We start from the raw sequence: 17,895 nt of genomic DNA on the forward strand, positions 1-17,895 counted from the left end.
AGATGTTTTTATGACTGTAGACGCCGCTCCACTTCCCGTTTTGCTTCCAGCCAGCTTTTGACGCGAATGACGTTCTCGGGCAACGGTCCTTGGTTGTACGGCGTGTCGAATAAAATAACCGGGATATCGCATTCTTCGCCGATGGCGCAGGCGTTGTCGTATTTATCCTCAAAAAAAGCAGCAAGCTGGTAGCGGCGGACGGCGGCGATTTTATCATGTGATCCAGTCAGTTCGATATGATGGTAGTGAATGCCATGGCGCCGAAACCAGCGCTCGGTGAGCTCGTACAAATGGCGGCCGCGAGCGCTAATGTAAAACAACTCGTATTTGTCTTTCCAGCTGTCGATCACCTCAAGCGCATAGCGGGCAAGCGGAGCGCGCTCATAAATGGCGGCTTCGTTTTCTTCGAGCCAACGGTCCATTTCTTCTTCCGTTACCCCGTACAGCGGTGCCAAATTGTACTGTGTAATGTCGCCTAATGTGAGCGGTTTGCCAAATGCCTCGTTTAAGTATGGAATGAATGTGCTTGGACATGTGACGGTGCCGTCGATGTCAATACCGAGACGTTGCCGCTTCATCGCCGGATCCCCCCTTTTAGAAAATATTCACAATGATAAAATGGCGTCGGTTTCCCATACTAATAATGCTCCTTACTTTAGGAAAGCGAGGGAAGCATATGGCAGACAACCGCGAGCGCACGTATAACGAGAGTTACGTGCAATCGATCGGAAAAGAGGAACCAGAACGCAATTTCATGGAAGAAACAGCCGCGGAGGTCGCTGAGCCGATCCGCCGCCGCGAAGAGCGGGACGAAGAACGCGCAGGCGGCGCCGGGCTTGGTTGGCTCGCTTTGGCGTTGTCCATCATCGCCCTGTTTATTTGGCCGATTTTGTTAGGGGCAGCCGGCATTATTGTCGGTTTTATCGCGCGCCGGCGCGGAGCGGAAACGCTCGGGGCGTGGGCCATCGGGATCGGCGTCATCGCGATTCTCGTTCGCTTGTTTATTATGCCGTTTTACACGTAGAAAAAGCGAGGGTGTCCCCAAGCAGGGGACGCCCTTTTTCGTGCTGGTCTGTCGGCCGCGCTTCGATTACTCTAGACCGCCGCCTTTCAGAGCAGCTTCTTTTTCCTTTTGTTTTGCAAAATATTCTTCGGCCAGCTTGTCGACTTCTTTCTTCAGTTCTTCGACCATCTGCTCTTCCGGCACTTTGCGGACAATTTTGCCGTGGCGGAACAACAGACCCTCGCCGCGGGCGCCGGCGATGCCGATATCGGCTTCGCGCGCTTCGCCCGGTCCGTTGACGGCGCAGCCGAGCACGGCGACTTTGATCGGTGCCTTAATTTTGGCGATATAGTCCTCGATTTCATTGGCGATGCTGATCAAGTCGATCTCAATCCGTCCGCACGTCGGGCAGGAAATGAGCGTCGCTGCATTGGAGGCGAGCCCGAACGTTTTTAAAATTTCGCGCGCCACTTTCACCTCTTCAACCGGATCGGCGCTTAAGGAAACGCGGATCGTATTGCCGATGCCTTTGCTTAAAATGGCCCCGAGTCCGACCGCGCTTTTAATCGTGCCGGAAAAGAGCGTCCCGGCTTCGGTAATGCCGACGTGAAGCGGGTAGTCAAACGTGCGCGCCGCTTTTTCATACGCTTCAATGGCGAGACGGACATCGGACGCTTTTAACGAAACGATAATATCGTGAAAATCGAGCTCCTCCAAAATGCGGATATGGTACAAGGCGCTCTCGACCATGCCGTCGGCGGTCGGATATCCGTATTTCTCTAAAATGCGTTTCTCAAGCGACCCGGCGTTGACGCCGATGCGGATCGGCACGCCGCGTTCTTTCGCGGCTTTGACGACCGCTTCCACCTTCTCGCGGCGCCCGATATTGCCCGGGTTGATGCGGATTTTATCGACGCCGCCTTCAATCGCTTTTAACGCCAATTTATAGTCAAAGTGGATGTCGGCGACAAGCGGGATGTTGATTCGCTTCTTAATTTCCGATATGGCCTCAGCGGCCCGTTCGTCCGGACAGGCGACGCGGACGACTTGGCAGCCCGCCTCTTCAAGCCGGTGAATTTGGGCCACCGTCGCATCGACATCGTGCGTTTTTGTCGTTGTCATGCTTTGGATGACGACTTCGTTGCTGCCGCCGATCGTCAGCGGCCCGACGCGGACTGGCCGTGTTTTTGAACGATGGATGATTTCACTCACGGAAATTCGCTCCTTTAAAAACGAGTGCTTTTCTGCACTAAGTTTATCAATAGTGATGGGCATTGACAAGAAATTCGCCGCGCCTATTTTTCGTACACCGGAATTTTGTATGTTTTTCCAATTTGAAGGGCATCCGCTTTTGCTTCTGGATTTAGTTTTTCAAAGTCGCGAATCAATGTCTCAATGGAAACGGGAAGCGGCCCTTGCTGTTCGCGTTCGGCAATGGATAACAGTGTGTCGCCGGCTTTAATTTTGATGACCTTATAGGAGGGCATGCCTGTGTTCTCTCGAACAACCGGTGCCTTTGATGATCCCGGAAGCGTTCCGACGGTTACATCTTCGTACGCGATATAGCCGACAAGGAAGGCGACGAGCAACAAAAACCACTTTTTCATTGTACCCCTCATTGCGTTTTTTATGAAATGTATGCTTGTCCGCCCAAAATATGCGAACAATTCCATAAAACATAACAAACTATTTATATGTTCTTAATATTGGATTGACATAATGGGGATGGAGAGGGGGACAACCATGAGAAAGACATTTGGAAAGATCAGTCTGCAAAATCAGCTAATGATTCTGTTTATCGCTATTTTGATTGCCACAGTCGGAATAGTCGGCGTAATATCGTATATCAAAGCTAAACATGAAACGATGCTGGCAATTGAACACCGCCTTCAACGAGAAACCGATATGATGTATGAATTGGCTCAGCAGTTTTTGTTTATGTACGTAGGAGATCAGAACCGCTTTATGGAACGGGTGAATACAAGCGTCCGCAAGCAACAGGCAGAACTGATGCAGGACGGAATACCAGCCGAATTTTTTCTCGTTACTGAAACGGCCCATCCGTTCCACATCAATCGGCGTTCGCGTCTTATGTTTTCAGAAACGCTCATCGAACATATCAAAAAAGAAAAGAACGGCATTTCCTATACAGTTATAAATGGGAATGATTATACGCTTGTTTATCGAAGCATACAGGAGTTAAAAGGAGTTTACGTCATTGTGGTGCCTACCAGTTCATACATGAACGCCATCCACCAAATGGCTGTTTTCATTTTCACGGCAACGCTCATCGGTGCATGCGTTGCTTCGCTCCTGATTGTCGCGTTTGTACGCACGTTGACAGCACCGATCATCCGGCTTCAGGGAGCGATGAAAAAGGTAGCTAGTGGCGACTTGAGCCCTAGCCCGCTCATTGTTTCCCAAACGCGGGAAATCCAATCATTGGTTGGTAGTTTTCAACAGATGGTTCAAAACATGAGGGAGATGATGTATCACATATGCGTTACAACGGAACAGTTGGCGGATAAAGGGGAACAATTAAAAACAGTGTCTAAAAAAACGATGCAAAGCAACGAGAAATTGATGGAATCGATTGGAATTGTCAAGCGGGGAGCTGAAGAAACCGCTTCTTCCTCCGATTTAACGATTGCTTTTTTTCAACAAATGAAAGAAGACATTATGCAGGTCACGAAACAGATGGAAATGATCGAGGAAAGCTCGCACTATATGAATACAGCTGCCCTTGAGGGAGGGAGACAAACGAAACAAATGACTCAGTTGGTTCAGGAGCTTGAACAGGAATTTGCCAAAATGGCGGAAGCGGTAAGAGAGGTCGAGAATTACTCATCATCGGTCGTCACGGTCGTGCAAGTCATTCGTGAGATCGCTGAGCAAACGAAATGTCTTTCTTTGAACGCGACGATTGAGGCGGCAAGAGCGGGAGAGGCTGGAAAAGGGTTTGCTGTGGTGGCCAAGGAAGTGAGATCATTAGCAGAACAGTCCGGGAAAGCAGCTGAATCGGTTGCCAAAACAATGACGGAGATGGTGGAAGTGATTATAAAAGCTTCTAAGCAATGCACTGACGTTTCAGGGCGTTTTTCTGCCTACATACAGACATCGTATCGATCCAAAACCGCTCTTGATGAACTGCTAAACGAGATTGCTGTTGTTACAGAGAATATTGAAAAAATGAAGCGAAGCATGGCTGAGCTGGCCCAATCGATTCCGGCCATGGAGCAGGCGACGGTTTCGTTCGTATCAACGGCCCAACAAACGTTGGCAAGCGCCGAACAAATGCTGTATTCTTCTCGTACGCAAACAATGGAAATGAACACGATGCATGCGATCGGGTTCGAAATCATTGAGCTCGGCCAAACGCTGAGGAAACGTGTTGAACGGTTTGAAATGAGCGGATAAAAAAGCCACCAAGGCTTCTTGGCGGCTAGTCATTGCGTTGGACGGCTGCAGGGACTTCTTTGGCTGCTAAGAAAAGGACGGCGAGCGAAACGAACCAATGGATAAAGGTGCTATACGGCACGATCGTTTGGACTGTTTCCATTAAAGCAAAAAAGACCGTCGACAGCGTAATCGCATAAGCCGACATGATCCATGTATGACGGTAGCGAAGCTTTTTGTCTAACATGCCGGCAAACATGAGGCCAAAGAAAGCGAGTAAGCAAACGCTGACGAATTTCCCCGCGCAAGCGAGCACATATAAAACAAGCCCGAAAAGCGGAATAAGAACCGGGAGAAGCGACTGCAAGCTGGCAATAAACACGCGCACGTCCTCATCAGTGATGGTTACGTCTGGAAACGTGGCATAGCTGTAGTGCTGCGCCTGATAGCCGGCGACGAGCACAGCCTCATGTTTCAACAAGGCGATGGCATTCGGCAACCGTTCTACTTCCCGTCTCGTCACCTTACCCGTGCTGTCAAAAACGATCGTAAATCCACCTTGGTCAATATGAATCGGTTCAGCCGCTTCTGAGCGAAGCTCGCCGTTTTCAATCGAAAAGGGCGGGAGGTCGTTACGCAACAAAGCGCTTGTCGTGCGAATGCTCTCAGCTAGCGACGTTGAAGCATAGTAAAAAGTTGGGAGAACGGATAAAAGCGTCAGCAAAAACAAATAGCCAATTGTTTTTCCAATTCCTTGAAATCGAAAACGGGCGATGTCTTTGGGGGAATATAGGCTTTTCCATAGTTGGACGAATACATTCATCATGGCCACACCTTTCTTTTTCTCCATTTCCATTGTATATGCCGGAACAGGCGAATTCAACTGTGATCGTTTCCTGTTCATTGGTGGACAGGCAAATTCATTGAAACATTGTGGAAATTTTGGTAAGCTAATTTTACACGGACAGCTTTGCGTCCGCATTACATATTACGAACAAAAGGAGGAGATTTGTATGCCATTTGAACTGCCGGCATTGCCGTATGCGTACGATGCGCTCGAGCCGCATATCGACAAAGAAACGATGAACATCCACCACACGAAGCACCATAACACATACGTGACGAACTTAAATGCGGCGCTTGAAGGGCATGCTGATTTGCAAAACAAGTCGTTGGAAGAGTTGCTCAGCAATTTGGAAGTCCTTCCGGAAAGCATTCGCACCGCAGTGCGCAACAACGGCGGCGGCCATGCGAACCATTCGCTCTTCTGGACGATTTTATCGCCAAACGGCGGCGGCGAACCGACAGGTGAGCTGGCTGAAGCGATCAACCAAAAATTCGGCAGCTTTGCGGCGTTTAAAGACGAGTTTTCGAAAGCAGCCGCTGGCCGTTTCGGCTCCGGCTGGGCGTGGCTTGTCGTCAACAACGGCGAGCTGGAAATTACGAGCACGCCGAACCAAGACTCGCCAATCATGGAAGGCAAAACGCCGATCCTTGGCTTGGACGTTTGGGAGCATGCGTACTACTTGAAATACCAAAACCGCCGTCCGGAATACATTGCGGCGTTCTGGAACGTCGTCAACTGGGATGAAGTCGCGAAACGATACAGTGAAGCAAAAGCAAAATAAGTAAATCTATAACGAAAAAACGGGGCAAGTGATCCGCCCCGTTTTTTTTCATTGGCCGAAAGGTGCATAGCGGCAGCGGAAATGGCTACACTACCGGATAGATGAAAAGGGGAGTTTACGATGTCATTATTCGAAAAATTGACTGGCCAAGAACGGGTGGATCGCGATTTGCTGCTGCTTCTTTGCATCGGCGGGTTTTATGCGCTTGCTGTCTCGCTGTCCAATACGTTTGTCAACATTTATTTATGGAAACAGACCGGTGACTTTCGCGACTTGGCGCTGTATAATTTGGCGGTCGTCACCATGCAGCCGCTGACGTTTCTATTCGCCGGCCGGCTGGCGAAACAGATTGACCGCATTCTCATCCTGCGGCTCGGGGTGTCGTGTTTAGCCGTTTTTTTTGTCGCTGTTTTGTTCGTCGGTCCGCGAGCCCATCAATATTTGCTCGTTCTCGGCGCGCTGCTCGGCGTCGGCTACGGTTTTTACTGGCTCGCTTTTAACGTGCTGACATTTGAAATTACCGAACCGGAGACGCGCGACTTTTTTAACGGTTTTTTCGGAGTGCTCACATCGTCAGCCGGCATGATCGGACCGATTGTCGCCGGCTATATGATTTCGTCGCTCGCCGGCCTAAAAGGGTATACGCTCGTTTTCTCGCTGTCGCTTGGCTTGTTTCTTGTCGCCGTGCTGCTCAGCTTCTTTCTCAAGCGCCGTACAGCGGCGGGAAAATACTTATTTCTTCGCATTTTAAAGGAACGGAACCAAAATGAGAATTGGCGGTTGATTACGAACGCTCATTTTTTTCAAGGACTGCGTGAAGGGTCGTTTGTGTTTGTCATTTCGGTGTTGGTGTATGTCACCTCAAACAGTGAATGGGCGCTCGGCAAGTACGGGCTCGTCAATTCCTTTACATCGTTTGTCGCCTACTATGCCGTTTCCCGTCTGATGAGGCAGGAGTATCGGATGAAAGCCATTTTATTGGGCGGACTGTTGCTCTATGCGGCCATTTTTCTCATCGTCTTTCAGCCGTCTTACCCCCGTTTGATTGTTTATGCCGTCACGATCGCCGTCGCTTACCCGATTTTGCTCGTTCCGTACTCCTCATTAACGTTTGATGTAATCGGGAGAAGCTGGAAATCGGCAGAGGCGCGCGTGGAGTATATTGTCGTCCGCGAGCTGTTTTTAAACGCCGGGCGGATGGCATCGATTTTAGCCTTTTTGGCGGCGGTGACACTGTTTGGGGAAAAGATGGGCATTCGTATGCTCATGTTTGTATGCGGGGCTGGACATCTAGTGATTTACTGGTTCGTCCGCCGCATTCGTTTCACGGATGGACGCCCGGAGCGGGACCGGCCGGAGACGCTCTTGTTTCGGACGAAGCTGGCCGGTGAACGGGGCGGCCCATCGGTGTAAAAAGTTGTCCATGTTTTTCCCTAGCCTTGCCTGCTTTTTTCTTTTACAATAGGGGGAGGGAAAGGAGGAACGGGGGATGAAACGGAAGAAGCGGGCGCAAGTGCCGATCCGGTTAAACATTTTGTTTTTCTTTGTCTTTTTGTTGTTTTCAGTGCTTATTTTGCGCTTGGGCGTCGTGCAAATTGTGTACGGGGAGGACTATCGCCGCGAAGTGGAACGGACGCAGGATGAAGTGGTCAGCACGCCGGTGCCGCGCGGCAAAATTTTCGACCGGTTTGGCCAAGTGGTCGTCGACAATACACCACAAAAGGCGATTACGTATACGCGCTCAAAAACGACTCAACCAGAAGAAATATTGGAAGTGGCAAGGAAGCTCGCTCAATATATTGATATTCCGGATGCTGAAAAAAAAGTGACCGAGCGCGATATGAAAGACTATTGGATTTTGACGCGCCCGGACGAGGCGAAAAGGAAAGTGAGCGAACGAGAACGGAAAACGCTCGCTGATCAAGGCTTGACGCAAAAAGAAATTGACAAAAAAGTATATGAGTGGACGCTCGACCGCATTACAGAGAAGGACTTGGCGCAAATTTCGCCGGCAGAGCTTGAAGTGATTGCCATTAAGCGTGAGATGGAAAGCGGCTATGCGCTGACGCCGCAGACGGTGAAAAGCAAAGGGGTGACTGACCGCGAATATGCGGTCGTCAGCGAACACTTAAGCGAGTTGCCCGGTGTCAACACGACCGTTGATTGGGACCGGAAATACGTCTATGACAACACGTTCCGCTCTGTGCTCGGGAGCGTGACGGAAGAAGATGAGGGCGTCCCGCGCGAGCGGCTCGACCACTTTTTAGCCCGCGACTACAGCCGCAACGACCGCGTCGGCAAAAGTTATTTGGAGATGCAGTATGAAGAAGTGCTCCACGGCAAAAAGGCGAAAGTAAAAAACATCGTGGACAAATCAGGCAACGTCGTCTCGGTTGAGCAAGTGTATCCGGGCGAGCGCGGCAAAGACCTCGTGTTGACGATCGATGCCGAGCTGCAGCAACAAGTCGAGCAAATTATTGAGCAGGAGATTTTGGCCACGAAGCGCAAAGGCCGCTCCCCGCTCTTGGATCGGGCGTTCGTCGTCATGATGAATCCCAAAACGGGCGAAGTGTTGGCGATGGCCGGCAAACTTCTTCAAGACGGCAAATTTGTCGATTTTGCTATCGGCAACATCACATCAGCTTACGCGATGGGGTCGGCGGTAAAAGGCGCGACCGTTCTCACCGGCTTTCAAACGGGCGTGCTCTATCCGAATACGTATATTAAGGATGAGCCGCTTTATATCTACCGAACTCCTGAAAAAAAATCATGGAAAACGATGGGGACCATTAACGAGCTGACCGCTCTGAAACAATCGTCGAACGTCTATATGTTTAAAACGGCGATCGCCATCGGCGGCGGCGTGTATCGCCCGCATCAGCCGCTTGACATCAATCCGGCCGCGTTTACGACAATGCGCCATTATTTCAGCCAATTCGGATTGGGTGTGAAAACCGGCATCGACTTGCCGAACGAATTGGGCGGTTTTCAAGGGCAAAGCAAGCTGCCAGGATTTCTGCTTGACTTGGCGATCGGCCAGTACGATATGTATACGCCGATGCAGCTGGCGCAATACGTTTCGACGATCGCTAACGGTGGCTACCGGATGAAGCCGCTTTTGGTCAAAGAAATCCGCGAGCCGTCCGTTGACGGAAAAGAGCCTGGCCGGATCATTCGGCGGTTTGAGCCGGTTGTTTTAAACCGCGTCGATATGAAAACTGAGTATATTCAACGGGTGCAGGAAGGATTCCGCCGCGTCATGCAAGAGCCGGGGGGGACGGCGTATTCGTATTTCGCCAATGCCCCGTACAAGCCGGCCGGCAAAACAGGGACGGCCGAAGCGTTTTATGACGGACCGATCCAAAGCCGGCGCAACGATCCGACGTACAATTTGACGCTCGTCGGCTATGCGCCGTATAACGATCCGCAAGTATCGTTTGCGGTCGTCGTCCCGTGGGCGACGCAAGGGGAAAGTGATGGCATTAACAACCGCATCGGCCGCCGCATTTTAGATGCGTATTTTGAATTGAAAGTAAAGAGGGCCAATGGAGAGAAGGCGGCTTCAGAAACAAATGAGCAACAATAAACTGGGCTGATTCGACAGGCGGTTTCCCTGTTGAATCAGCCTTTTTATTGAATAAAACAAAGGTGAATAAGCGAATAATAAATACATCCAATTCGCTATTTAACTTGTGCGTGCGGTCAATTTCATTCCTATTTTTCATACAAAAGATAAAGATTTAATTAGGTACCATTTGTCCGAGCCGGACAGTAACGCGGTCGGAATGTTTACACAATCTTAACATTCCGTTTAAACCTCGTTAATAGCCGCCATTTATGATAGGACATGTAAGGAGAAAACGAAATGGGCAGGGGGAAAAACGATGAACAAGTGGAAACGGCTCATGTTATCCGGGGTGCTCAGCGGGGTGATGGTAATCGCTGCTGCCTGTGGCGGAGGCAACGGAGCAGAGGAAAATGACGCCAACGGTGAGTCCGCAGCGAACGAACTGTCGGGCGAAGTGATCATGGATGGCTCCTCGACCGTCTATCCGATTGCGGAGGCAGCCGCTGAAGAATACATGGCTGAACAGCCGAACGTGAAAGTGTCCGTCGGTATGTCGGGAACGGGCGGTGGATTTGAAAAGTTCACGAAAGGGGAAACGGATTTTTCGAACGCTTCCCGTCCGATCAAAGAGGAAGAGAAACAAGCGGCCGCTGCCAACGGCATTGAATTCCAAGAATTTCAACTCGCTTATGATGGCCTTTCTGTCGTTGTCAACAAAGAAAACGACTGGGTTGACTACTTGACGGTCGATGAGCTGAAAAAAATGTGGACGGAAGATGGCACGGTGAAAAAATGGTCGGACATCCGCCCAGGATGGCCGGATGAGGAAATTAAGTTTTTCTCGCCGGGTCATGATTCCGGGACGTATGACTACTTTGATGAAGTGATTTTGGAAGGAAAAGAACTGGTCAAAACGGCTCAACTTGCGGAAGACGACAATATTCTCGTTCGTGGGGTTGAAGGAGATCAATACGCGATCGGCTACTTCGGCTATGCGTATTACTTGGAAAATAAAGATAAGCTGAAAGTGGTTCCGATCGATGGTGGCAACGGTCCGGTCGAGCCGACGAACGAGACGATTGAAACAGGAAAATACACTCCGCTTTCGCGTCCGCTGTTTACGTATGTGAACGTCAAATCGCTGAAAGAAAAACCGCAAGTGTATGACTACATGGAATTCTTGATGGAAACAGCCGGGGACTTGGCGGAAGAAGTTGGTTACGTCCGCCTGCCGGAGGAAAAGTATAAAGAACAGCTTGAAACGTTGAAAGGATTGAAATAGGTTTCGTCAGGCCGGCGACAAGGGATGTCCGTCGGCCTAGACTTGTGACTGCGGCTGGAATATGTCGGAAAGGAGTTTTCGTTTTATGGGGATTCCAACGAAGAAAGAACAGCAGTTATCGGTGCGGGAGATGATTGCCGAAAACCAAACGCGGCAACATTGGCCGAAAAGGATGGAAAAGCTCGCGCCGAAGTTTCTCTTTACATTGGCGGCGCTCTCCGTGCTCGTAACGCTCGGCATTTTGTTTACTCTTCTTTTTGAGACGATCGAATTTTTCCGCCGTGTATCGATTGTTGAGTTTGTCACGAGCAAAGAGTGGCTTCCGTGGAATGAGGAGCATGGATCGTTCGGCGTCGCTCCGCTTGTGACCGGCACGCTGCTGACGACCGGTATCGCTATGCTTTTGGCTGTTCCGGTTGGACTCGCTTCGGCTATTTATTTGAGCGAGTATGCGTCGGAGCGGACGCGCCGAATCATCAAGCCGGCGCTCGAAGTGCTTGCCGGCATTCCGACGATCGTTTACGGATTTTTTGCGTTGACGATCGTGACGCCGTTATTGCAAAAGGTTATTCCGGATTTAGAGATTTTTAATGCGCTCAGCCCGGGGCTCGTGATGGGGATTATGATCATTCCGATGATCGCCTCGCTGTCAGAAGACGCGATGAGCGCGGTGCCGAACTCGATTCGCGAAGGCGCTCTTGCCCTTGGCGCCACAAAGCTTGAAGTGGCGCTTAAGGTCGTGCTTCCCGCCGCTGCTTCTGGAGTGATCGCTTCATTTATTTTAGGCATTTCCCGGGCGGTTGGTGAAACGATGATCGTCGCGGTGGCTGGCGGATCATCGCCGGAATTTACATTTGATGTGACGAAATCGATTCAAACATTAACTGCCTATATCGTCCAAGTGACAACGGGCGACGCCGGTTACGGGACGACGATTTACTACAGCATTTATGCTGTCGGGATGACGCTGTTTGTTTTTACATTGCTTATGAATATATTGGCGCAATACATTTCCCGCCGGTTTAGGGAGGAGTATTGAAAACGATGGAAAACAAAATGGACAAACCGCTCGTTTGGAAGCGAATGAAAGGAAGGCTGGCGCAAAACACCATCCTGCAAGCCATCTTCTTTTTTGCGACCGTTTTTGGACTGATTGCTCTTATGCTGTTATTATCCCGTGTTATTATGCAGGCGATCGGCTGGCTGGATGGCGACTTTTTAAACAGCTTTCCTTCGCGCCGGCCGGAAGAGGCTGGGATCAAATCCGGATTGGTCGGCTCCCTCTGGCTGATGGCAATCGTCGCACCGGTTTCGTTTGTTTTGGGGGTCGGGACGGCCATTTATTTGGAAGAATACGCGCGCAAAAACCGTTTCACCGCTTTTATTCAAACGAATATTTCCAATCTGGCCGGTGTACCGTCGATCGTGTTTGGCTTGCTCGGGTTGACGATTTTCGTCCGTGAGCTCGGGCTCGGGCGCAGCGTGCTTGCAGCTGGATTGACCATGAGCTTGCTCGTTCTTCCGGTGATCGTCGTCGCGGCCCAAGAAGCGATTCGTGCCGTTCCTCAGCAGTTGCGAGAAGCGTCGTATGCCATGGGGGCGACGAAATGGCAAACGGTTTGCCGGGTTGTGCTGCCGGCGGCGCTGCCGGGGATGTTAACGGGGGCGATCTTGGCGCTCTCCCGCGCCGTCGGGGAGACCGCTCCGCTCGTGGTGCTCGGCATTCCAACGTTTATCGCCTACTTGCCGAGCGGCGTGTTCGATACGTTTACCGTTATGCCGCTGCAAATTTATAACTGGACAGGACGGCCGCAGGAGGAGTTCCAACATGTGGCGGCCGCAGGAATTGTCGTTCTGCTCGTCTTTTTAATCGTGATGAATTCGGTCGCGGTGTTGATTCGTAATAAGTTTCAAAAGCGATTTTAACTTCATGACCGGACAATGAGCGAAAGGAGACCGATAAAATGATGGCAACCAAAACAAAAGAGGCAACGTCGACACTGGCTGTTAAGTCGTCGGCGGCGTCGGCAGCTGAGGACGGTGCAGCGAAAGGCGTCGTGTATGAGACAAACGATTTAAACTTATGGTACGGGGAGCACCATGCGTTAAAACATATTCATTTAACGATTTACGAAAATGAAGTGACAGCGATTATCGGACCGTCGGGATGCGGAAAATCGACTTATATTAAGACGTTGAACCGAATGGTCGAACTCGTGCCGAATGTCCGCATTGCCGGCCAGCTGGCCTACCGCGGGCGCAACATTTTTGATCCGTCCTATCCGGTTGAACAGCTGCGCACACAAGTCGGGATGGTATTCCAAAAGCCGAACCCGTTTCCGAAATCGATTTACGACAATATTGCTTACGGTCCCCGCATTCATGGCATCCGCAACAAAAAAGTGCTCGACGAAATTGTCGAAAAAAGTTTGCGCGGGGCGGCGCTTTGGGATGAGGTGAAAGACCGGCTTCGCGATCATGCTTACGGCTTATCCGGAGGGCAGCAGCAGCGCTTGTGCATTGCCCGCTGTTTAGCCATCGAGCCGGATGTCATCTTAATGGATGAGCCGACCTCGGCGCTCGACCCGATTTCGACGCTGAAAATTGAAGAGCTCATCCAAGAATTGAAAAAACAATACAGCATCATTATTGTGACCCATAACATGCAGCAGGCGGCGCGCATTTCGGACAAAACAGCGTTTTTCTTGAACGGGGAAGTGATTGAATACGCAGAGACGAACAAACTGTTTTCAAATCCTGCCGATCGGCGTACAGAAGATTACATTACGGGCCGTTTCGGATAAAAAACAAAGGAGGCGAGCAGGGGGATGCGTGAAACGTTTGCCGATGATTTGCGCTCGTTGCATAACAAGCTGATCGAAATGGGGCGATTAACAGAAGTTGCGCTCCAACAGGCGATTGAAGCATTTCAAACGCAAAACAAACATTTGGCGATGGCCGTCATTGACGGAGACGGCTCGATTGACAAGCTCGAAGAAGAAGTGAACGACTTTGCGTTGTGGCTCATTGCGAAACAGCAGCCGGTCGCGACCGACTTGCGCCGCATCATCGCCGCGATCAAAATCGCGGGCGATATCGAGCGGATCGCCGATTTTGCCGTTAATGTCGCCAAGGCGTGCATCCGCATCGGCGGCGAGCCGTTTGTTTTAGATATCCGACCGCTCGTGTTGATGCATCGTCTGGCCACGGATATGGTCTCAACGGCGATTGCCGCCTACGATCGGGAAGATGCGTCGTTGGCTGCACAAATTGCTGACATGGACCATCGAGTCGATGAGCAGTACGGGGAAATGATGAAATCGTTGCTTGAGGTCGAGAAAACGGACAAAGAGACGTTGGCGCAAATGAATGTGCTTGCCCTCGTCGCCCGATATATTGAGCGGACGGCGGATCATGCGACCAATATTGCCGAGCATCTCGTTTACCTTGTCAAAGGGAAGCATTACGACTTCAATGACTGACAGTATAAAACGAAGGAGGCGTCCTAGCGGGCCGCCTCCTTTTTGGCTGATTATGGGCTGGCAATGAGGCGGCTGATCGCCGCATAATCCATATCGCTGCGCACGTTGTAAGCGCCAGGACGGATCGAGCGCGTCAGCCCATGCTTTTGCAAATAGTCATTGAACGAGCGGGCGCTGTCGATGATGCGGGCGGCCTCAAGCTCTTTGGCGAACGCTTCCGGCGTGTCCCCTTTTTCAATCACAAGGCGGTACACATAAACGGTCTGCACGGATTGTTTAGGCGGCTGATCGGCCGGCGCTTTCGGTTGATTGCTTACGAGCTTGTCGTATTCGTCCTTCGCGACAGCGATGAGCCCGTGTTGTTTGAGAAACGCCTCGACGTCCGCCTCGGTCGGTGCAGCTGGAGGGGACGTGTAATATGCGGCGCCGATGAGCGATGTCGAAACAAGCAGGCCAAAGGCGAAAGAACGCATCGTCCGCTTCCTCATCGCTGCAATCTCCTTATGGCCCGCTCGACCTCGGGAACAGTCAAGCCGGTCTCTTGCGCGATTTCATCGAGCGGAAACCCTTGCTTATGTAAAAACAAGACGCGCCGATCCGTCGGCGACAATGCTCCGCCGCGGCGAGGGGAGGCCGGGCGCCGGCGCTCGGGGATGAGCAGCTCTTCCTCGATGACTTGCAGCCGCTTTTTCATTTGGTACGTTTCTTGAGCGAGTGAAACAGTCAACTGGTCAATTTGTTCTTCGAGCGGTTTTAATTCGTCTTTGGCAAAAAATGAGACGATCAGCAAAAGAATTGATAAGGCCGCCAAGGCGATCATTGCGTATTCTACCATCGTATCTCCCTCCTCTTTTCACTATATCATATCACTCCTTGTTTGTGGCCGGTGTTGTTGAAAAAGATGAAATTTAGAGGTGGAAATCACCACGAAAAAATGCTATCATAGAAAGGTCTGATTATATAAAGCACGTTTGGAGGGAAAAAAGATGCGCGTGAACATTACATTGGCATGCACAGAATGCGGCGAACGCAATTACATTTCGTCCAAAAATAAACGCAACAATCCAGAGCGTCTGGAACTGAAAAAATATTGCCCGCGGGATCGCAAAGTGACGTTGCACCGCGAAACGAAGTAAGCAGTAGGAAGATCATTCCTGCTGCTTTTATCTTTATACAGAAAAGGGGGAGAACGATGGATTGCAAACGGGAACTGCGCCGCCGGATGCTTGATCGTCTCCGGCAGCTCTCGGCGGCTGAGAAGCAGGCATACGACCGGCAAATTGCCGCTTATTTATACCGGTGGCCGCCATGGCAAGAGGCGCAAGTGATCGCCATTACGGTGGCCAGAGAGACAGAAGTGGATACGGTGCCGATCATTGAACAAGCTTGGCGGGAAGGAAAAACGGTCGGTGTGCCAAAATGCGACCCGCTGACGAAAACGATGACGTTCCGGCGCATTGCGTCGTTTGCTCAGCTCGAGAAGGCGTATGCTGGATTGCTCGAGCCGATCGAGGAACAAACCACGGCGATCGACCGTGATGAGCTTGACCTCATCCTCGTTCCGGGTGTATGTTTCACGAAAGCCGGCTACCGGATCGGTTATGGGGGTGGGTATTACGACCGGTATTTGCCGGGGGTGGCGGCGGTGACCGCGGCGCTCGCCTATTCGTTTCAAGTTGTTGAAGACATTCCGGTCGAGGGTCATGATGTCCCGGTGGAGTTTATAATTACTGACCAAGGGGTTATGCATTGTGGGCGATGAATGGTGGTATGCCGCTGCTTCCGCCCTTGCGGCCGGCGGCGGGTGGCTGTTGCGGTTGCTGACCGTCTCGGGGGCGGCGGCGGCCGTTGGCGTTGGCACGCTGGTCGGGTGCGGCTTTTCTTGGGGCGGATTATGGTTGCTTGGTCTCTTTTTTGCCAGCTCCAGCTTCTTTAGCCACGCCGGGAAGCGGAAAAAGGCGAAGATGGCTGGGAAATTGGCCAAAGGCGGGCGGCGCGATGCTGTCCAAGTGTTCGCCAACGGCGGGGTGCCGGCTGTTTTGGCGCTGTTGGCGCTGTTGCGTCCTGACCCGGTTTGGAATGAGCTGTTCGTTGTCGCTGTCGCAGCGGCGAACGCCGACACGTGGGCGTCGGAAATCGGCGCTTTGAGCCGGCGCCCGCCGCGGGCATGGCCGAGTTTTCGTCCGGTGGAAGCCGGCACGTCAGGAGCGGTGACGCCCCTTGGCACGGCTGCTTCCCTCGCTGGGGCGCTGTTCATCGCCGCTGCCGGCGCGCATTTCCTCCACGCTGCACCCTTTTTCACCATTGCGCTGTTTGGCTGGCTCGGCAGTTGGCTGGACACGTGGCTTGGCGCCGCTTGGCAGTCCGTTTATCGCTGTCCGGTATGTGGGGCAGCCACGGAACGGAAACGGCATTGCGGGCGGAAGACGATTCATGTGAAAGGATGGCGCTGGCTTGACAACGATGCGGTCAATGCCCTGTCGGTCGCCGGCGCGGTGCTCGCCGCCACGTTTGTGCTCGTACGCTGATGAGTGCGTTTCATAATTAGAGAGAAAAAGGGAAAAAGAATAACGAACAGCTCATATGATGAAGGGGGAACAACAATGAACAAATGGTCGTACTCGCTGTTGGCCGTTGCCGTCGGTTGGCTTGCTTACCGTTACCGTTATCGGGTGGCCGATTGGGCGTTGCGCGTTCCGCCGCTGCGAAGACAGCTGATCCGGTTTGCGCTCAACATTCCTGCGGTACGCGGCACGCTTGTTTCGCAAATGTTGCGTCCGTGAGGCAACGATGGAACGGTGGGAGGCCGTTTGGTTTGATTTGGACGAGACGCTCATTGACTATGAGCGGACGTTTTGCGCCGCCATCCGCCATTGTTTTCACCATTTTTTTTCGGCCGCTCCTGTTTCGTTTTCCGTTTGGTTTCCGATTTTTAAAGAGGCATGCGACCGGCATTGGGACGACTACGAAGCCGGAACGCTGACGCGGCGCGCTTATCGCCGGGTTCGCTTTCTCGATGCGGCGCGCGCCTGTCAAATCGAAGCGGACGAAGAGATGGCCGACCGGTTTCACGCCTATTTTGACGAGGCAGTGAGCCGATTTGCGGTTGCCTTGCCGGGCATGACCGATTTGCTTGGCCAGTTGCGTGCAGCCAATGTGCCGCTCGGCGTAATTACGAACGGCAGCGGCGCCATTCAGCGTGGCAAACTGGCCGCCTGCGGCCTGCATCGCTTTTTCCGCAGCGATGCCGTGGTCATTTCCGAAGAAGTTGGGTATAAAAAACCGGCGGCGGCGATTTTTCATTATGCTAGAAATAAGCGGCCATCCGAGCAGCTGGTATATGTCGGCGACTCGTGGAAGCTGGATGTAGAGGGCGCGCTTGGCGCCGGCTGGGAGGCCGTGTATTTTCGGCCGCGGCAACCGGCCCCCGTCGGCTCGTCTGTCCCGGTTTGCCGGACGGTCGGCGAGCTGGCCGTCCTGCTGCTCAATGGGCTTGGCCTCGTCGGAGAAAGGGAGAGGGGAACGTGATCGGAACG

The 17,895-nt window shown here is 51.9% G+C and carries 21 protein-coding genes; 15 read left to right on the top strand and 6 right to left on the bottom strand.

Annotated features, from left to right (window positions below):
* Nucleotides 1-8: 8 nt before the first annotated feature.
* The gene (locus GS3922_RS03810) at nucleotides 9-578 is read right to left on the bottom strand and encodes a hypothetical protein (RefSeq protein WP_063165257.1); all 570 of its coding nucleotides are present in this window, start codon (nucleotides 576-578) and stop codon (nucleotides 9-11) included.
* 98 nt (nucleotides 579-676) lie between these two features.
* On the opposite strand from GS3922_RS03810, the gene GS3922_RS03815 reads away from it, so the two are divergent.
* Nucleotides 677-1,024: a hypothetical protein gene (locus GS3922_RS03815; protein ID WP_063165258.1), complete on the top strand. Its 348-nt coding sequence runs from the start codon at nucleotides 677-679 to the stop codon at nucleotides 1,022-1,024.
* Between the two features lie 66 nt (nucleotides 1,025-1,090).
* Here GS3922_RS03815 and ispG read toward each other — a convergent pair whose 3' ends face one another.
* Both ispG and GS3922_RS03825 read right to left on the bottom strand, forming a co-directional pair.
* Complete coding sequence (ispG, locus tag GS3922_RS03820; protein WP_063165259.1) at nucleotides 1,091-2,215, bottom strand: flavodoxin-dependent (E)-4-hydroxy-3-methylbut-2-enyl-diphosphate synthase; 1,125 nt, start codon at nucleotides 2,213-2,215, stop codon at nucleotides 1,091-1,093.
* A gap of 83 nt (nucleotides 2,216-2,298) precedes the next feature.
* Nucleotides 2,299-2,610, bottom strand: a complete 312-nt coding sequence (locus GS3922_RS03825) for a LysM peptidoglycan-binding domain-containing protein (RefSeq protein WP_063165260.1) — start codon at nucleotides 2,608-2,610, stop codon at nucleotides 2,299-2,301.
* Between the two features lie 136 nt (nucleotides 2,611-2,746).
* Between GS3922_RS03825 and GS3922_RS03830 the strand changes: the two genes are divergently transcribed.
* Nucleotides 2,747-4,420 (top strand): methyl-accepting chemotaxis protein, encoded by a 1,674-nt coding sequence (locus GS3922_RS03830; RefSeq protein WP_063165261.1) that lies wholly within the window; start codon nucleotides 2,747-2,749, stop codon nucleotides 4,418-4,420.
* Nucleotides 4,421-4,445: 25 nt separating this feature from the next.
* Here GS3922_RS03830 and GS3922_RS03835 read toward each other — a convergent pair whose 3' ends face one another.
* Nucleotides 4,446-5,222: a DUF1189 domain-containing protein gene (locus tag GS3922_RS03835; RefSeq protein WP_063167301.1), complete on the bottom strand. Its 777-nt coding sequence runs from the start codon at nucleotides 5,220-5,222 to the stop codon at nucleotides 4,446-4,448.
* Nucleotides 5,223-5,412: 190 nt separating this feature from the next.
* On the opposite strand from GS3922_RS03835, the gene sodA reads away from it, so the two are divergent.
* The 8 genes from sodA (at nucleotide 5,413) to phoU (ending at nucleotide 14,359) form a co-directional block, all read left to right on the top strand.
* Complete coding sequence (gene sodA, locus GS3922_RS03840) at nucleotides 5,413-6,027, top strand: superoxide dismutase SodA (protein ID WP_063165262.1); 615 nt, start codon at nucleotides 5,413-5,415, stop codon at nucleotides 6,025-6,027.
* A 120-nt stretch (nucleotides 6,028-6,147) separates the two neighbouring features.
* Nucleotides 6,148-7,440 carry an MFS transporter gene (locus tag GS3922_RS03845; RefSeq protein ID WP_063165263.1) on the top strand — a complete coding sequence of 431 codons (1,293 nt, stop codon included), beginning with the start codon at nucleotides 6,148-6,150 and terminating at the stop codon, nucleotides 7,438-7,440.
* A gap of 76 nt (nucleotides 7,441-7,516) precedes the next feature.
* The gene (locus GS3922_RS03850; RefSeq protein WP_063165264.1) at nucleotides 7,517-9,613 is read left to right on the top strand and encodes a peptidoglycan D,D-transpeptidase FtsI family protein; all 2,097 of its coding nucleotides are present in this window, start codon (nucleotides 7,517-7,519) and stop codon (nucleotides 9,611-9,613) included.
* A gap of 298 nt (nucleotides 9,614-9,911) precedes the next feature.
* Nucleotides 9,912-10,877, top strand: coding sequence for a PstS family phosphate ABC transporter substrate-binding protein (locus tag GS3922_RS03855; protein WP_063165265.1), 966 nt, complete (start codon nucleotides 9,912-9,914; stop codon nucleotides 10,875-10,877).
* An 85-nt stretch (nucleotides 10,878-10,962) separates the two neighbouring features.
* Entirely contained in the window at nucleotides 10,963-11,916 is a 954-nt protein-coding gene (gene pstC, locus GS3922_RS03860; protein WP_063165266.1) for a phosphate ABC transporter permease subunit PstC, read from the top strand.
* 5 nt (nucleotides 11,917-11,921) lie between these two features.
* On the top strand, nucleotides 11,922-12,803 hold the full coding sequence (gene pstA / locus GS3922_RS03865; RefSeq protein ID WP_063167302.1) for a phosphate ABC transporter permease PstA: 882 nt from the start codon (nucleotides 11,922-11,924) through the stop codon (nucleotides 12,801-12,803).
* A 38-nt stretch (nucleotides 12,804-12,841) separates the two neighbouring features.
* Nucleotides 12,842-13,681: a phosphate ABC transporter ATP-binding protein PstB gene (gene pstB / locus GS3922_RS03870; RefSeq protein WP_063165267.1), complete on the top strand. Its 840-nt coding sequence runs from the start codon at nucleotides 12,842-12,844 to the stop codon at nucleotides 13,679-13,681.
* A gap of 24 nt (nucleotides 13,682-13,705) precedes the next feature.
* Nucleotides 13,706-14,359 carry a phosphate signaling complex protein PhoU gene (gene phoU / locus GS3922_RS03875; RefSeq protein ID WP_063165268.1) on the top strand — a complete coding sequence of 218 codons (654 nt, stop codon included), beginning with the start codon at nucleotides 13,706-13,708 and terminating at the stop codon, nucleotides 14,357-14,359.
* 50 nt (nucleotides 14,360-14,409) lie between these two features.
* Here phoU and GS3922_RS03880 read toward each other — a convergent pair whose 3' ends face one another.
* Complete coding sequence (locus tag GS3922_RS03880) at nucleotides 14,410-14,847, bottom strand: aminodeoxychorismate lyase (protein ID WP_063165269.1); 438 nt, start codon at nucleotides 14,845-14,847, stop codon at nucleotides 14,410-14,412.
* A complete protein-coding gene (locus GS3922_RS03885; protein ID WP_063165270.1) occupies nucleotides 14,844-15,194 on the bottom strand; it encodes a sigma factor-like helix-turn-helix DNA-binding protein in 351 nt (116 codons plus the stop codon). The genes GS3922_RS03880 and GS3922_RS03885 overlap by 4 nt, the downstream gene beginning before the upstream one ends.
* Nucleotides 15,195-15,345: 151 nt before the next feature.
* On the opposite strand from GS3922_RS03885, the gene rpmG reads away from it, so the two are divergent.
* From rpmG to GS3922_RS03910, 5 genes are all read left to right on the top strand, one after another.
* Nucleotides 15,346-15,495: a 50S ribosomal protein L33 gene (rpmG, locus tag GS3922_RS03890; protein WP_008879868.1), complete on the top strand. Its 150-nt coding sequence runs from the start codon at nucleotides 15,346-15,348 to the stop codon at nucleotides 15,493-15,495.
* Nucleotides 15,496-15,551: 56 nt separating this feature from the next.
* Complete coding sequence (locus GS3922_RS03895; RefSeq protein WP_063165271.1) at nucleotides 15,552-16,121, top strand: 5-formyltetrahydrofolate cyclo-ligase; 570 nt, start codon at nucleotides 15,552-15,554, stop codon at nucleotides 16,119-16,121.
* Nucleotides 16,111-16,887: a DUF92 domain-containing protein gene (locus tag GS3922_RS03900; RefSeq protein WP_063165272.1), complete on the top strand. Its 777-nt coding sequence runs from the start codon at nucleotides 16,111-16,113 to the stop codon at nucleotides 16,885-16,887. The genes GS3922_RS03895 and GS3922_RS03900 overlap by 11 nt, the downstream gene beginning before the upstream one ends.
* Nucleotides 16,888-16,962: 75 nt before the next feature.
* Nucleotides 16,963-17,142 carry a hypothetical protein gene (locus GS3922_RS03905; RefSeq protein ID WP_063165273.1) on the top strand — a complete coding sequence of 60 codons (180 nt, stop codon included), beginning with the start codon at nucleotides 16,963-16,965 and terminating at the stop codon, nucleotides 17,140-17,142.
* Between the two features lie 7 nt (nucleotides 17,143-17,149).
* On the top strand, nucleotides 17,150-17,887 hold the full coding sequence (locus tag GS3922_RS03910) for an HAD family hydrolase (RefSeq protein ID WP_063165274.1): 738 nt from the start codon (nucleotides 17,150-17,152) through the stop codon (nucleotides 17,885-17,887).
* The last annotated feature ends 8 nt before the right edge of the window (nucleotides 17,888-17,895 follow it).

This window comes from Geobacillus subterraneus (assembly GCF_001618685.1).
GTDB classification, from domain to species: Bacteria; Bacillota; Bacilli; order Bacillales; family Anoxybacillaceae; genus Geobacillus; species Geobacillus subterraneus.

Excerpts from the sequence above, each read along its gene's own strand:
- GS3922_RS03810 (WP_063165257.1), bottom strand. The coding sequence starts at position 578 with ATGAAGCGGCAACGTCTCGGTATTGACATCGACGGCACCGTCACATGT.
- GS3922_RS03815 (WP_063165258.1), top strand. The coding sequence starts at position 677 with ATGGCAGACAACCGCGAGCGCACGTATAACGAGAGTTACGTGCAATCG.
- GS3922_RS03825 (WP_063165260.1), bottom strand. The coding sequence starts at position 2,610 with ATGAAAAAGTGGTTTTTGTTGCTCGTCGCCTTCCTTGTCGGCTATATC.
- GS3922_RS03830 (WP_063165261.1), top strand. The coding sequence starts at position 2,747 with ATGAGAAAGACATTTGGAAAGATCAGTCTGCAAAATCAGCTAATGATT.
- GS3922_RS03835 (WP_063167301.1), bottom strand. The coding sequence starts at position 5,222 with ATGAATGTATTCGTCCAACTATGGAAAAGCCTATATTCCCCCAAAGAC.
- sodA (WP_063165262.1), top strand. The coding sequence starts at position 5,413 with ATGCCATTTGAACTGCCGGCATTGCCGTATGCGTACGATGCGCTCGAG.
- GS3922_RS03845 (WP_063165263.1), top strand. The coding sequence starts at position 6,148 with ATGTCATTATTCGAAAAATTGACTGGCCAAGAACGGGTGGATCGCGAT.
- GS3922_RS03850 (WP_063165264.1), top strand. The coding sequence starts at position 7,517 with ATGAAACGGAAGAAGCGGGCGCAAGTGCCGATCCGGTTAAACATTTTG.
- GS3922_RS03855 (WP_063165265.1), top strand. The coding sequence starts at position 9,912 with ATGAACAAGTGGAAACGGCTCATGTTATCCGGGGTGCTCAGCGGGGTG.
- pstC (WP_063165266.1), top strand. The coding sequence starts at position 10,963 with ATGGGGATTCCAACGAAGAAAGAACAGCAGTTATCGGTGCGGGAGATG.
- pstA (WP_063167302.1), top strand. The coding sequence starts at position 11,922 with ATGGAAAACAAAATGGACAAACCGCTCGTTTGGAAGCGAATGAAAGGA.
- pstB (WP_063165267.1), top strand. The coding sequence starts at position 12,842 with ATGATGGCAACCAAAACAAAAGAGGCAACGTCGACACTGGCTGTTAAG.
- phoU (WP_063165268.1), top strand. The coding sequence starts at position 13,706 with ATGCGTGAAACGTTTGCCGATGATTTGCGCTCGTTGCATAACAAGCTG.
- GS3922_RS03880 (WP_063165269.1), bottom strand. The coding sequence starts at position 14,847 with ATGAGGAAGCGGACGATGCGTTCTTTCGCCTTTGGCCTGCTTGTTTCG.
- GS3922_RS03885 (WP_063165270.1), bottom strand. The coding sequence starts at position 15,194 with ATGGTAGAATACGCAATGATCGCCTTGGCGGCCTTATCAATTCTTTTG.
- rpmG (WP_008879868.1), top strand. The coding sequence starts at position 15,346 with ATGCGCGTGAACATTACATTGGCATGCACAGAATGCGGCGAACGCAAT.
- GS3922_RS03895 (WP_063165271.1), top strand. The coding sequence starts at position 15,552 with ATGGATTGCAAACGGGAACTGCGCCGCCGGATGCTTGATCGTCTCCGG.
- GS3922_RS03905 (WP_063165273.1), top strand. The coding sequence starts at position 16,963 with ATGAACAAATGGTCGTACTCGCTGTTGGCCGTTGCCGTCGGTTGGCTT.
- GS3922_RS03910 (WP_063165274.1), top strand. The coding sequence starts at position 17,150 with ATGGAACGGTGGGAGGCCGTTTGGTTTGATTTGGACGAGACGCTCATT.